This is a genomic window from Leifsonia xyli, from assembly GCA_001647635.1.
In the GTDB taxonomy this organism is placed as follows: domain Bacteria; phylum Actinomycetota; class Actinomycetes; order Actinomycetales; family Microbacteriaceae; genus Leifsonia; species Leifsonia xyli_A.
In genome coordinates this window covers 2,288,067-2,302,426 of record CP014761.1, presented here as the reverse complement: position 1 = coordinate 2,302,426, position 14,360 = coordinate 2,288,067, and the positions used below count along the sequence as shown (strand labels likewise).

Here is a 14,360-nt window from a genome sequence, read left to right as displayed (position 1 = left end):
GCAGATACGAGACTACCCGATCGGCTTAGGTATTGTGAAATCGGTCAGTTGTTGGTGAACCCGACCAGCAGACCGCCTGTGATCTTCACCGAGAGGTTGTAGAGGAGGGCGAACACCGCGCCGAGAGCGGTCACCACGACGATGTCGAGGATCGCGACGATCAGTGAGAAGCCCATGACCTGACCGAGGCCGAGGATCGAACGGAGGTCGCTCCCGCCGGCGCCGGAGATGTCCTTGAACAGGCTGTTCACCTGGTCGAAGATGCCGGTGCGGTCGAGCACGGTCCAGACCAGGAACGTGCCGACGATCGCGATGATCGCCAGGCAGATGCCGGCGAGGAACGAGAGCTTCACGGTCGACCAGAAGTCGATGTAGACCAGCTTCAGCCGCACCTGCTTGGCGGATGCGGGTCGGCGGGACGACTTCTTGGCGAGCTTGTCGGCGACGCTACTGCTCATCTACGGTTTCTTCCTTCCCGACCGCCTCGGCTTCCTCCGCGGGACTGGAGGACTCGAGGTCGCGTTCGGTGTTCTTCGCCAGAGCGATGATCTTGTCCGACTCGGCGAAACGTGCAAAGACGACACCCATGGTGTCACGGCCCTTGGCGGGTACCTCGGCCACGGCAGAGCGTACCACCTTGCCGCTGGCAAGAACCACAAGGACCTCGTCGTCCTCGCCGACGATGAGCGCGCCCACCAGGTCACCACGATCGTCGTTCAGCTTGGCCACCTTGATGCCCAGACCGCCGCGGTTCTGCAGTCGGTACTGGTCGGCCGAGGTGCGCTTCGCGTACCCGCCCTCGGTCACGACGAAGACATAGCCCTCGTCGGAGACGACCGATGCGTCGAGCAGGCTGTCCTCACCGCGGAAGTGCATGCCGATCACACCGGAGGTGGAGCGGCCCATCGGTCGCAGCGCCTCGTCGGAAGCCCTGAAGCGGATCGACATGCCCTTGCGCGACACGAGCAGGAGGTCGGAGTCCTCCTCCACCAGCAGCGCCGACACGAGCTCGTCGCCCTCGCGCAGCTTGATCGCGATGATCCCGCCGGTGCGGTTGGTGTCGTACTCCGACAGCGCGGTCTTCTTGATGAGACCCTCGCGCGTCGCCAGCACCAGGTACTTGGCCGCCTCGTAGTCGCGGATGTCGAGGATCTCGGCGATCTCCTCATCCGGCTGCAGGGCGAGCAGGTTGGCGACATGCTGACCCTTGGCGTCGCGGCCGGCCTCCTGTACCTCGTAGGTCTTCGCACGGTAGACGCGCCCCTGGTTGGTGAAGAACAGGAGCCAATGGTGCGTGGTGGTCACGAAGAAGTGGTCGACCACATCCTCACCGCGCAGCTGTGCGCCCTTGACGCCCTTGCCGCCACGGTGCTGGCTGCGGTAGTTGTCGCTGCGCGTGCGCTTGATGTACCCCCCGCGCGTGACTGTGACGACCATCTCCTCTTCGGGAATCAGGTCTTCCATGCTCATATCGCCGTCGTAGCCGAACATGATCTCGGTGCGGCGGTCGTCGCCGAAGCGGTCGACGATCTCGGTGAGCTCTTCGCTCACGATGGTGCGCTGACGCGCCGGGTCGTCGAGGATCGCGTGGTACTCGGCGATCTGCTTCTCGATCGCCTCGGCCTCCTCCATGATCTTCTGGCGCTCGAGGGCGGCCAGTCGGCGCAGCTGCATCGCGAGGATGGCGTCCGCCTGAACGTCGTCGACCTCGAGCAGGCTCTTCAGACCCTCGCGCGCGTCGTCGACCGTGGCCGACCGGCGGATGAGGGCGATGACCTCGTCCAGAGCATCCAGCGCCTTGAGGTAGCCCCGCAGGATGTGCGCCCGCTCCTCCGCCTTGCGCAGACGGAATCGGGTGCGGCGGACGATGACATCGATCTGGTGGGCGACCCACGCGGTGATGAAACCATCGAGCGAGAGCGTGCGAGGCACATTGTCCACGATCGCGAGCATGTTCGCGCCGAAGTTCTCCTGCAGCTGCGTGTGCTTGTACAGGTTGTTCAGCACGACCTTGGCGACCGCGTCGCGCTTGAGCACGATGACGAGGCGCTGGCCTGTGCGTCCGGAGGTCTCGTCGCGGATGTCCGCGATGCCGCCGATGCGGCCCTCCTTGACCAGGTCGGCGATCTTGATCGCCAAGTTGTCCGGGTTGACCTGGTACGGCAGCTCGGTGACGACGAGGCAGACCCGACCCTGGATCTCCTCGATGTTGACCACCGCGCGCATCGTGATCGAGCCGCGACCGGTGCGGTACGCGTCGTGGATGCCCTTGGTGCCGAGGATCTGCGCTCCGGTCGGGAAGTCCGGGCCCTTGATCCGCTTGATGAGCTCTTCGAGCAGCTCCTCGCGCGAGGCGTCCGGGTTCTCGAGGTGCCACAGGGCGCCCGCCGCGACCTCGCGCAGGTTGTGCGGAGGGATGTTCGTGGCCATGCCGACCGCGATGCCGACCGAGCCATTGACCAGCAGATTCGGGAAGCGGCTGGGAAGAACGGCCGGCTCCTGCGTGCGGCCGTCGTAGTTGTCATGGAAGTCGACGGTCTCCTCGTCGATGTCGCGCACCATCTCGAGCGCGAGGGGAGCCATCTTCGTCTCGGTGTACCGGGGTGCGGCGGCGCCATCGTTGCCCGGCGATCCGAAGTTGCCCTGGCCGAGGGCGAGCGGGTAACGGAGGCTCCATGGCTGGACGAGGCGGACGAGCGCGTCGTAGATCGCCGTGTCGCCGTGCGGGTGGAACTGGCCCATCACATCGCCGACAACGCGGGCGCACTTGGAGAACGCCTTGTCCGGGCGGTATCCGCCGTCGAACATCGCATAGATCACGCGGCGGTGCACCGGCTTCAGTCCGTCGCGGACCTCCGGCAGTGCGCGGCCGATGATGACCGACATCGCGTAGTCGAGGTACGACCGCTGCATCTCCGACTGCAGGTCGACCTGGTCGATCCTGCCGTGGATGCCGAAGCCGGCTCCGTCGCCCGACACGTTCTCTTCGTCCGTCACAGTCTTCTCTTCCTCGTAGTTCCTGGCATCCGTCGCTCGCGCGTCAGATGTCGAGGAACCGCACGTCCTTGGCGTTCTTCTGAATGAAGGAGCGGCGCGACTCGACGTCTTCGCCCATCAGGGTGGAGAAGATCTCGTCGGCGGCGGCCGCGTCGTCGAGCGTGACCTGGAGCAGCGTCCGCGTCTCCGGGTTCATCGTGGTCTCCCACAGCTCCGAGTAATCCATCTCACCGAGACCCTTGTAGCGCTGCACCCCGTTGTCCTTCGGAATGCGCTTGCCGGCGGCGAGCCCCTCCGCCATCAACGCGTCACGCTCCCGGTCGGAATAGACGTACTCGTGCTCGGCATTCGACCACTTCAGCCGGTACAGCGGCGGCTGCGCCAGGTAGACGTAGCCGAGCTCGATCATCGGCCGCATGTAGCGGAAGAGCAGGGTGAGCAGCAGCGTCGTGATGTGCTGGCCGTCGACATCGGCATCGGCCATGAGCACGATCTTGTGGTACCGCGCCTTCTCGGGATCGAAGTCCTCGCCGATGCCGGCGCCGAACGCCGTGATCATCGCCTGGACCTCGTTGTTGCCGAGGGCGCGGTCGAGCCGGGCCTTCTCGACGTTCAGGATCTTGCCGCGCAGCGGGAGGATCGCCTGCGTCTCGGGGTTGCGGCCCTGCACGGCGGAGCCGCCGGCCGAGTCGCCCTCGACGATGAAGATCTCCGACACCGTCGGGTCCTTCGACTGGCAGTCCTTGAGCTTGCCGGGCATCCCGCCGCTTTCGAGCAGGCCCTTGCGGCGGGCCGTCTCACGCGCCTTGCGGGCCGCGATGCGGGCGGTCGCCGCCTGCAGTGCCTTGCGGATGATGTCCTTGGCCTGGTTCGGGTTGCGGTCGAACCAGTCGCCGAGCTGATCTCCGACGACCTTCTGCACGAACGCCTTGGCCTCCGTGTTGCCGAGCTTGGTCTTTGTCTGACCCTCGAACTGCGGCTCCGACAGCTTCACCGAGATGACCGCGGTGAGACCTTCGCGCACATCGTCGCCCGAAAGGTTGTCGTCCTTGTCCTTCAGGATGCCCTTCTCGCGGGCGTACCGGTTGACCAGCGTCGTCAGTGCGGCACGGAATCCCTCTTCGTGGGTTCCGCCCTCGTGCGTGTTGATCGTGTTCGCGTAGGTGAAGACGCTCTCGTTGTAGCTCGTGGTCCACTGCATCGCGACCTCGAGCGCGATCTTGCGCTCGGTGTCCTCCGACTCGAACGAGATGATCTCGTCGTGGACGACCTCCGCCTTCTTGGCCGAGTTGAGGTACTCCACGTAGTCGGTCAGACCGCGCTCGTAGAGGAAGACGTCGTGGCGCGCGGCGAACTCGTCGTCGTCGACCTCGCCCTCGACCGGCTCGATGGCGGGCGGCCGCTCGTCGGTGAGCGCGATGCGGAGGCCCTTGTTGAGGAACGCCATCTGCTGGAAGCGTGTGCGCAACGTCTCGTAGTCGAACTCGACGGTCTCGAAAGTGTCGGGGCTCGGCCAGAACGTGATGATCGTGCCGGTGCGGTCCGACGCCTCGCCCTGCTCGAGCGGCGCCTGCGGAACGCCGTTGCGGTAGCTCTGCCGCCAGGCGTATCCCTGACGGTGGACCTCGACGTCGAGACGCGTCGACAGCGCGTTCACGACCGAGCTGCCCACGCCGTGCAGACCGCCGGACACCGCATACCCGCCGCCGCCGAACTTGCCGCCGGCGTGGAGGATGGTCAGCACGACCTCGACGGTCGACTTCTTCTCGACTGGGTGCTCATCGACCGGGATGCCGCGACCGTTGTCATCGACGCGCACGGCGCCATCGGCGAGGATGGTCACCTCGATATTGTCGGCGTGACCGGCGAGCGCCTCGTCGACGGAGTTGTCGACGATCTCATAGACCAAGTGGTGGAGACCACGGGGACCGGTGGAACCGATGTACATTCCGGGTCGCTTGCGGACGGCTTCGAGACCCTCGAGGACCTGGATCTCATTCGCGCCGTACTCGTGATCTGTCCCGGCCCTGTTCGGTTCCATCGTCATATGAAATTAGGCTCCTGACCGCACTCAACAGTGACGATCCATTCTACCAAGATAAGGGTGACGATATCCCCGGAAACGGCCGTCTGACGCATTTTCTTGGAGACGGCGACCTCTTTTGTGCTCTCAACCGTAAGTATCGCGCGGGCCGCGCCCTGGAATCGACCTGGGGCCTCTTTTCCAGGAGGGGGCGTCCGGCCCCTGAAAACGGATCGACTGGATGTCCGCCTGCGGGAACCTCTCGGTGATGCGAGCGAGGAGCTCCGACCGCATCATCCGGAGCTGCGTCGCCCATGCCGTGGACTCGCAACGGACGACCAGGACACCGTCCGAGATCTGCTCTGGGACGGCATGCTTGGCGGTCTCCTCGCCGGCCAGTTCGCGCCATCCCTCCAGCACATCCGATTGGGCGAGCGCGGAGGTCCAGCCGAGCTGCGCGGCGAGGGCGTCGACCACGTCCCCCACACCATGGGGATCGCGACCGGATCCGAACGGTCGGCTGAGCCCATCGACCTGATCGTCGCGCGCGGCCCGCCTGCGTCGCGCGGGTGTGCCGGTGAACAGCGACTTGAGTCGCAGATAGACGGCGGACGCCTCGCTCGCTCGCTCAGGCACCGGCCGGCTCCACGATCGTGCCGCCCTCGATGCGGACGGTATGCGCTGTGAGCTCGTCCGGAACGTCGTCGTACACGGCGGCGGTGATGAGAACCTGCTCGTAACCGGACACGGCGGTTGCGAGCATCCGGCGCCGGGCCTGGTCCAGCTCGGCGAACACGTCATCGAGGATGAGCACGGGGTCGCCGGTCGTCGACTCGCGGCGCAGCAGCTCGGCCGACGCGAGCTTGAGGGCCAGGGCGAACGACCACGACTCCCCGTGGCTGGCGTATCCCTTGGCGGGAAGGCCGTTGAGTTCGAAGAGCACATCGTCGCGGTGCGGACCGACCAGGGTCAAACCGCGCTCGAGCTCCTTGCGGCGCACGGCCGCGAGTGCGCGGCGGAACGCATCCGGCGTGGCGACACCGGCTGACCCCGTTACAGCATCGTCACCGGAGGTGTCGTCATCGTCCTCGACGTGGGCGCCGAAGATGGTGAGCTGCGGCGCCAGCCGCGGGTGGTGGTCGTCGCCGGCGACAGAGCGGTACGCCGCGATCAACGGATCGCTCAGCCGGAAGACCAGATCGAGGCGCGCATCCATCAGCTCGGAGCCCAGCTGGATGAGGCGCTCGTCCCAGATCTCCAAGGTACCGAGCTGGTCCTCCCGCACACGTGACGCGCGGGCCGACTTCAGCAGGGTGTTGCGTTGCTTGAGTACCCGCTCATAGTCGGCGATGACGCCGGAGAAGCGCGGATTCCGCTGGATGAGCAGCTGGTCGAGGAAGCGGCGGCGCACGCCGGGCTCTCCGCGGACGAGGGCGAGATCCTCGGGAGCGAAGAGCACGCTCGAGAAGTATCGCGGCAGCTCACGCGGCTTGATCGCCGCCCGGTTCACCTGTGCCCGGTTCGGGGACGAACGATTGAGCTGGACCTCGACGAGCAGCTCGCGTCCCTCGTGCTGGATGCGCGCCCGCACGATGGCGGCGTCGGCATCTTTGCGGATCATCGCCTGGTCGCTCGACACCCGGTGCGACCCGAGGGTGCTCAGGTAGCCGAGCGATTCGACGAGGTTGGTCTTCCCCTGGCCGTTGCGGCCGACGAACAGATTCGCGCCGGCCGCAAACGGCACCTCCGCGGTGCGGTAATTGCGGAAGTCGGTCAGGGAGAGATGTGTGACTCGCAAGAAGGGTTCAGTCCACGGCCTTCACGGCGTGACCGCCGAACTGGTGTCGCAGTGCGGCGACGGCCTTCATCGTCGGAGAGTCCTCCTGGCGGGAGACGAAGCGCGCGAAGATCGAGGCGCTGATCGTCGGGACGGGGACGGCGTTGTTGAGCGCCTCCTCGACGGTCCAACGGCCCTCGCCCGAGTCCTGCACGTAGCCCTCGATGTGCTCGAACTCCGGGTCCTGCTCGAGCGCGCGCACCAGGAGGTCGAGGAGCCAGGAGCGCACGACCGTGCCGCGCTGCCATGCCTTGAAGGTGCCGGTGACGTCCTTGATGATGTCCTTGCGGGTGTCGAGGAGCTCGTAGCCCTCGGCGTAGGCCTGCATGAGGGCGTACTCGATGCCGTTGTGCACCATCTTGGCGTAGTGGCCGGCGCCGACCTCGCCGACATGGACGAAGCCCTCGTCGCGCGGACCCTCCGGACGCAGCGCGTCGAAGACCGGCAGCACGCGTTCGACCTGCTCGGCGGAGCCGCCGACCATCAGGCCGTAGCCGTTCTCGAGACCCCAGATGCCGCCCGAGACGCCGACGTCCATGAAGTCGATGCCCTTCGGCGCGAGCAGCTCGGCGTGTTTGAAGTCCTCGGTGAACTTCGAGTTGCCGCCGTCGATGACCAGGTCGCCCTTCTCGAGCACGGGCTCGAGCTCGCGGATGACCGAGTCGGTGATCTCGCCGGCGGGAACCATGACCCACACCGTTCGGGGTGCGGGGAGGGCGGCGACCAGGTCGGCCACGGTGGCGACGTCCGAGACCTCCGGGTTCGTGTCGTATCCGGTGACGTCGATGCCGTTCTTCTCGAGCCGGGCACGCATGTTGTTGCCCATGCGTCCGAGACCGATGAGGCCGATGTGCATGATTGTCCTTCTCTTCTCGTTACCGTCGCCGGGTCAGCGGAGGAGCAGGTTGGGCTGGAGCAGGTACTTGTAGGAATCCGCTCCCGCCTGGTCCTTCGAGGTCTGGCTCGTGATGAGCACAGGGCCCGGCTTGTTGGGGTTCTCGGTCTTGGTGAAGGAGATGCGCACGAATTCCGAGTGCACCGCCCCGAGACCGTCCAGCAGGAACTGCGGCTTCAATGAAACCACCGTCTCCTGGCCAGTGAGAAGAGCGTCGATGCTCTCGGATGCCTGCGCCTGCTCAGAACCGATCGCTTCCAGCGTCAGCCCGTCGGCGGTGAAGGTGTAGCGGAGCGCGGCCTCGCGCTCCAGCACGAGGGCGACGCGGCGGGTCGCCTCAATGAGCTCGGCGGTGTTGATCACCGCGTAGTTGTCGACCTGCTCGGGGAACAGCCGGCGCACCGGCGGGAAGTTGCCCTTGATCAGCAGGGAGGTGACGGTCTTGCGGTCGGCCGTGAACGCGATCAGCTCGCGGTCGTCGCGGTTGGTGATCGAGATGGACACGTTGCCGCTGTGTCCGAAGGTCTTGCCGATCTCGGTCAGCGTACGTGCGGGGACCAGCGCCGTGACGGGCTCGCCGGAGGTGGTGCCGTTGTCCCAGTCGATCTCGCGCACGGCCACCCGGTAGCGGTCGGTCGCGACGAGGCCCAGGGTGTTGTTCCCCACCTCGAGCTGGACGCCGGTGATGACCGGGGTGACGTCATCGCGGGAAGCTGCGACACCCACCTGCGCGACCGCTTCGGCGAACTCCTCAGCCGGCACGAGCCCGGCCTCGCCGCTCACCTGCGGGATACTCGGGTATTCCTCGACCGGCATGGAGAGCAGCGTGAAGTTCGCGGATCCGGCGCGGACGACGATCTTCGACTCCTCGGTCGAGAACCGCACGGGCGCGTTCGGCAGCTTCGAGGCGATCTCGGCGAGAAGCCGGCCGGAGACGAGGACTCGGCCGGGCTCTTCGACCTCTGCTGCGATCTCGGTCTGCGCCGACACCTCGTAGTCGAACGACGACAGCTGGAGTCCGTTCTCCGTCGTCTCGATGAGCACACCGCTCAGGATGGGCAGGGTCGTCCGCTGCGGAAGGAGCTTCACCGCGAAGGAGACGGCCTCGCTGAACACATCCCGATTGGCTTGGAACTTCACGAAGTCACCTCTGTCGGCTCACGGATAACGGACGTGACCGATCCTAGCGCCTGGCCTGTGACGCGGAAGCGGCGGTGCGCTCGACCCCCGAAGGTTGTCGTCCGCCCCCTATGAGAAGAGTTAAAGTGTAATCGTGTTAACCGCTGTGGATAATGTGGATAACTCTGTTGAAGCCAGGCGAACATTGGGAACCACACCTCGGTGACTTGTTGATGACCTGAGGATTCCGCCTGTTGACAGGGCAGAGCCCGGATGTCGTCGAGCCGGCGCAATTCACAGGACGTCGACCGTCGTCCCCATTAACGGCCGCGTTGTCCGGAAGCTCTCCACAAGTTATCCACACGTGTTAATAACGAATTGTCCCCACTCTGGGGATGGATTTGTGGATAAGTGATGCACTATCCGGACGGCGCGCCTACTTGCCGTAGCGGTGGTTCTGCTTGATCCGGCTGGTCAGCTCGGTGACCTGGTTGTAGATCGAGCGCCGCTCCTTCATGAGCTCGCTGATCTTCTTGTTCGCGTACATGACCGTGGTGTGGTCGCGGCCGCCGAACAGCTGACCGATCTTCGGCAGAGACAGGTTGGTGAGCTCGCGGCAGAGGTACATGGCGATCTGCCGGGCGGTTGCCACAGCCTGCGACCGGCTCGAGCCGTAGAGGTCGTCGACGCTGAGCTTGAAGTACTCCGCGGTGTTCGTAATGATGTCCGTCGGCGCGATGACGTTGTCGTCGTCGAGCGTGATCAGATCCTTCAGCACGGTCTGCACCAGCGGCATGTCGACGGGGGTGCGATTGAGGCTGGCGAAGGCGGTGACGCGGATCAGCGTCCCCTCGAGCTCGCGGATGTTGCTCGACACCTTCGTCGCCATGAACTCCAGGATGTCGTCCGGCACCTGGATCTTCTCGCTCTGCGCCTTCTTGCGCAGGATGGCGATGCGCGTCTCGAGGTCGGGCACCTGCACATCGGTGATGAGGCCCCACTCGAACCGGGACCGCATCCGGTCCTCGAAGCCCGTGAGCATCTTGGGCGGCAGGTCGGAGGTGATGACCACCTGCTTGTTGTGGTCGTGCAGGGTGTTGAAGGTGTGGAAGAACGCCTCCTGCGTCTCAACCGCCCGCTGCAGGAACTGTATGTCGTCGATGAGCAGGATGTCGATGTTGCGGTATCGCGCCTGGAACGATGAGCCGCGGTTGTTCGCGATCGAGTTGATGAAGTCGTTCGTGAACTCCTCGCTCGACACGTACCGGACGCGGATCCCCGGGTAGAGGCTCATCGCGTAGTGGCCGATGGCGTGGAGGAGGTGCGTCTTGCCGAGGCCCGAGTCGCCGTAGATGAAGAGCGGGTTGTACGCCTTGGCCGGCGCCTCGGCGACCGCGACCGCCGCGGCGTGCGCGAAACGGTTGGACTGGCCGATGACGAAGTTGTCGAAGCTGTACTTGGAGTTGAGACGGGTGTCGCCTCCACGCGGAGGGGCGGTGATCTCCGGCGCCGGCTGGCTGACCAGCGGAGGAGCGACCTGCTCCACGTAGGCAGCCGCGGTCTCCGGCTCGGCCGCTGCGGTCATCGACTCCTGCTGGATCTCCGGGTTGACGACGATCGCGAAGGTGTTGACCGCGAGCGCGTCGTCGAGCCCGCTGATCGCGTTCAGCAGTGGGAGGCGGCTCCGCTGCTCGATCATCCCGCGGGTGAACTCGTTGGGCACCTCCAGATAGAAGGTGCCGGCCATGATGCCCTTCGGCTCGACCAGGCTGAGGAACCCGTAAAGCTGCGGGGTGATCCGATCGTCCGTCTCGAGCTTCCCGAGCACGTCCTGCCATGCCGCAGCTATGGGCTCTTCGCTGCCTGCCATCGTTCCCCGTCTTCGTCTGTCTTGCGGATGCCGTCAGCCCGACGAGGGGACGAGTCGACCCCCGGTGACTCTCGTCGGGTTGGCGGCTTCGGATGCCGCCGGTGGGTATTCACAGAGTTATCCACCGCTGTGTGAGCAATACCGTAGCGATCTCCGGCCAGAATTGGCATGGCCTGGGGATAACTTTCGACCTCACGGTAACTTGTCCACAGAAGCTCGATCAAATCCGATCCGCGGCATACGTCGGCGCGTCGCTCCTCGTGAGCCTGCTAATACCGTGCATAATCAGTGGATTTGAGTCGATCGGTTTGACCTCGCCGGTTATGAGGCCGTAGTTTTAATCAGTTGACTTGCAGCCATTACGGCTGCCCTCAAACTTTCCTGGTCCCCGTGCTGGCATCCCATCTCAGCACAGGCCTGCGAAGAGATCACCCACGGAGATAGATATGAGCAAGAGAACGTTCCAGCCGAACAACCGCAAGCGCGCGAAGACCCACGGTTTCCGCCTCCGCATGCGCACCCGTGCCGGCCGTGCCATCCTGTCCGCGCGCCGCAGCAAGGGCCGCACCAAGCTCTCCGCCTGAGTCTCTTCCGGTAGGGGCCGCTCGGTGCTCGCGAAAGCCAATCGCATCACGCGAGGGGTGGACTATCGGGTGACCGTTCGTCGTGGTGCTCGCTTCTCCGGAGCGAGCACTTTGACGTACATCCGCCCGAATCCCGACTCCGACGCCGTGCGATTCGGTTTCATCGTGAGCAAGACGGTGGGCAACGCGGTAACACGCAATCTCGTTCGGCGCCGACTGAAGGCCGCGGCCTACGACCTGCTCCCCCGGTTCGCCCCGGAGAAGTCGTCGGGCGGGTTGGACGTGGTCGTGCGCGCATTGCCAGCCTCTGTACAAGCGCCGTGGGCTAGCCTGCACGAAGAGCTCTCCCGGGCCTCGACCCGCTTCACCAGCCGCAGTCATCTCAGTAAGGGCAGCGTCCGTCCATGAACACCGCGATCGCAGCAGTGCTCCTCGCGCCGCGGAATCTCGCGGTGCTGGTGCTTCGTGCGTATCGGGCCGTGATCTCTCCGCTATACGGCGATGTGTGCCGCTACTACCCGTCGTGCTCGTCCTACGCGCTGCAGGCTATCCAGCAGCACGGTGTCGTGGTGGGCTCGTACTTGGGGATTCGTCGGATCCTCCGCTGCCATCCGTGGGCGGCGGGCGGAGTCGATGACGTCCCGCCTGCGAGGAAACAGCGGTACCGGGTGACCCCGTTCGGTTTCGTCGTGCCGGCCGATCATCTCTCGTCCCACCAGCCATCGAAGGGCTTAGCAACGCGTCATGCCTGATTTCATCGGAATCATCCTCTGGCCCATCAAATGGGTCGTTGAGCTGATCCTCGTCGCCTTTCACTGGCTGTTCACCCAGATGGGTCTCGACCCGGCGGCCGGCATCACCTGGGTGCTCGCCATCGTGGGTCTGACCGTCGTCGTGCGCGCCGCCCTCATCCCGATCTTCGTGCGACAGATCAAGAACCAGCGCCGGATGCTGGAGATCGCGCCGCAGCTCAAGAAGATCCAGGACAAGTACAAGGGCAAGAAGGACCAGTTCTCGCGCGAGGCCATGTCCCGCGAGACCATGGAGCTCTACAAGAAGACGGGCACCAACCCGCTGAGCTCCTGCCTCCCGTTGCTTCTGCAGATGCCCGTGTTCTTCTCGCTGTTCCAGGTGCTCAACGGCGCCCAGAGCGGTAAGGCCGGCGTCGGCCCGCTCAACGAGGAGCTCGCGCAGCAGTTCGGCAACGCCACGCTGTTCGGCGTCGCTCCCCTTCACCAGAGCTTCCAGGGCGCGATGAACGCCCATCCGCCGCAGGTCGCGGTCATGATCATCGCGGCCGTTATGGTTATTCTGATGACCGGCTCGCAGTTCCTGACGCAGCTGCAGATCGTCTCCAAGAACATGTCGCCGGAGACCAAGGCGAGCCCGCAGTTCAAGCAGCAGCGCATCCTGCTGTATCTGCTCCCCTTCGTCTTCCTCTTCTCCGGCTTCGCCTTCCCGCTCGGCGTCATGTTCTACTGGCTCACCTCGAACCTGTGGACCATGGGTCAGCAGTTCCTCGTCATCCGCAACATGCCGACCCCCGGCTCCGATGCCGCGAAGGCACGCGAGGCGCGTCTGGCCAAGAAGGGCAAGCTGGTTCAGGCGGATGGCGCGACCGTGCTTACCGTCGAGGAGCAGCCCAAGAAGCAGCCGACGCAGCGCGTACAGCCCGTGAGCAAGTCGCGCGCCAAGAAGCAAGCAGGAAAGTAAGGACCGCGCACCGATGACCGACGTTCAGACCTCCTCCCCCGAGCCCGCCGACCTGACCGGCGACGACGCTGTGGATGCTGCAGCCGTCGTGGCAGACGCCGACGCCGACGCTATCTCCGGCGACGCGAGTGTGGAGCCGGCCGATCTCGACCGCGAGGGTGACATCGCGGCGGACTACATCGAGGAGCTGCTCGACATCGCCGATATCGACGGCGACATCGACATCGACACGCGCAATGGCCGCGCGTACATCTCGGTTAACGCCGAGGACGGCACCAACCTCTCGCTTTTGGCGAAGGCCGACACGGTCGCCGCTCTGCAGGAGCTGACTCGTCTCGCCGTGCAGAACCAGACCGGCGGCTACTCACGGCTGATCCTGGACATCGCCGGTTCTCGCGACGCCCGGCAGGCCGAACTCGGACGTCTGGTCGAGCGCGCGATCGCGAAGCTCGACGAAGGCGCCGCGGAGGCTGCACTCCCCCCGATGTCGTCGTACGAGCGCAAGGTGGTTCACGACATTGTGTCCGAGCGGGGCTATGTCTCGAACTCGCGCGGCGAGGGTCGTGACCGTCACACGGTCATCACCGCCGCCTAGTTTCACGTGAAACAGTGACCGACGTCGAAACCGAGCCGGCCGCAGCACTTTCGCTGTTCGGCGACCGCATCGAGGTAGCCCGCCGCTTCACGCAGAACCTCGCCGACCAGGGCGAAGAGCGGGGGCTCATCGGACCGCTCGAGCTGCCCAGGCTGTGGTCGCGTCACATTCTGAACTGTGCGATCGTCGCACCCTTGCTGCGTCCCGGAGTCGTGGGCGACGTCGGAAGCGGCGCTGGGCTCCCTGGCCTGGTACTCGCCATCGCGCGACCGGATGTTTCGTTCGTGCTGATCGAGCCGATGGAGCGTCGCATCGCATGGCTCACCGAGCAGGTGGAAGAGCTCGGGCTCGACAACGTGGAGGTGGTCAGAGCGCGTGCCGAGGAGGTCCGCCTCGGTGAGCCGCTGGACCAGGTCACCGCCCGCGCCGTCAGCGCCTTTCGCAAGCTGCTCCCGCTGACCGCTCCCCTGCTGCGCGACGGCGGCGAACTCGTTCTCATGAAGGGCGCAGGCGCTCCCGCCGAGGTCGAAGCGGCGACCAAGGAGATCCGCAAATACAAGGTGCACGACATCGAGGTGCTGACACTCGGTGAGGGTGTGCTGGATGAGGTCACGAGAGTTATTCGCGCCACTGTCCGGTAGCACCGCGTCTGCCGAGGACGCTTAGATCGCCTCTGGTGAGGCTGAAGCATCGGCTTCAGTTCGTTCAGAGGCGTTCTAAGCGCCGA

The 14,360-nt window shown here is 65.2% G+C and carries 12 protein-coding genes; 4 read left to right on the top strand and 8 right to left on the bottom strand.

Translation table 11 applies throughout. The annotated features are described in order from the left end of the window. Nucleotides 1–44: 44 nt before the first annotated feature. From A0130_11300 to A0130_11265, 8 genes are all read right to left on the bottom strand, one after another. Entirely contained in the window at nt 45–458 is a 414-nt protein-coding gene (locus A0130_11300; protein ID ANF32188.1) for a hypothetical protein, read from the bottom strand. Further along, entirely contained in the window at nt 448–2,997 is a 2,550-nt protein-coding gene (locus A0130_11295) for a DNA gyrase subunit A (protein ID ANF32187.1), read from the bottom strand. The genes A0130_11300 and A0130_11295 overlap by 11 nt, the downstream gene beginning before the upstream one ends. A 43-nt stretch (nt 2,998–3,040) precedes the next feature. Beyond that, a complete protein-coding gene (locus tag A0130_11290) occupies nt 3,041–5,044 on the bottom strand; it encodes a DNA topoisomerase IV subunit B (protein ID ANF32186.1) in 2,004 nt (667 codons plus the stop codon). Nucleotides 5,045–5,167: 123 nt separating this feature from the next. Beyond that, the gene (locus A0130_11285; GenBank protein ID ANF32185.1) at nt 5,168–5,656 is read right to left on the bottom strand and encodes a hypothetical protein; all 489 of its coding nucleotides are present in this window, start codon (nt 5,654–5,656) and stop codon (nt 5,168–5,170) included. Next, entirely contained in the window at nt 5,649–6,818 is a 1,170-nt protein-coding gene (locus A0130_11280) for a DNA replication/repair protein RecF (GenBank protein ID ANF32184.1), read from the bottom strand. Before A0130_11280 ends, A0130_11285 begins: the two co-directional genes overlap by 8 nt. Before the next feature lie 7 nt (nt 6,819–6,825). Continuing rightward, nucleotides 6,826–7,713 (bottom strand): 6-phosphogluconate dehydrogenase, encoded by an 888-nt coding sequence (locus tag A0130_11275; protein ID ANF32183.1) that lies wholly within the window; start codon nt 7,711–7,713, stop codon nt 6,826–6,828. A gap of 33 nt (nt 7,714–7,746) precedes the next feature. Continuing rightward, entirely contained in the window at nt 7,747–8,892 is a 1,146-nt protein-coding gene (locus A0130_11270; protein ANF32182.1) for a DNA polymerase III subunit beta, read from the bottom strand. 415 nt (nt 8,893–9,307) lie between these two features. After that, entirely contained in the window at nt 9,308–10,741 is a 1,434-nt protein-coding gene (locus A0130_11265) for a chromosomal replication initiation protein DnaA (protein ANF32181.1), read from the bottom strand. 446 nt (nt 10,742–11,187) lie between these two features. On the opposite strand from A0130_11265, the gene A0130_11260 reads away from it, so the two are divergent. The 4 genes from A0130_11260 to A0130_11245 all read left to right on the top strand — a co-directional run bounded on the left by A0130_11260 (nt 11,188) and on the right by A0130_11245 (nt 14,274). Further along, nucleotides 11,188–11,325, top strand: coding sequence for a 50S ribosomal protein L34 (locus tag A0130_11260; GenBank protein ANF32180.1), 138 nt, complete (start codon nt 11,188–11,190; stop codon nt 11,323–11,325). Between the two features lie 744 nt (nt 11,326–12,069). Next, entirely contained in the window at nt 12,070–13,038 is a 969-nt protein-coding gene (locus A0130_11255; GenBank protein ID ANF32179.1) for a membrane protein insertase YidC, read from the top strand. A gap of 13 nt (nt 13,039–13,051) precedes the next feature. Continuing rightward, nucleotides 13,052–13,633 (top strand): DNA-binding protein, encoded by a 582-nt coding sequence (locus A0130_11250; GenBank protein ID ANF32178.1) that lies wholly within the window; start codon nt 13,052–13,054, stop codon nt 13,631–13,633. A gap of 14 nt (nt 13,634–13,647) precedes the next feature. After that, nucleotides 13,648–14,274, top strand: coding sequence for a 16S rRNA methyltransferase G (locus tag A0130_11245; protein ID ANF32177.1), 627 nt, complete (start codon nt 13,648–13,650; stop codon nt 14,272–14,274). Nucleotides 14,275–14,360: the final 86 nt, after the last annotated feature.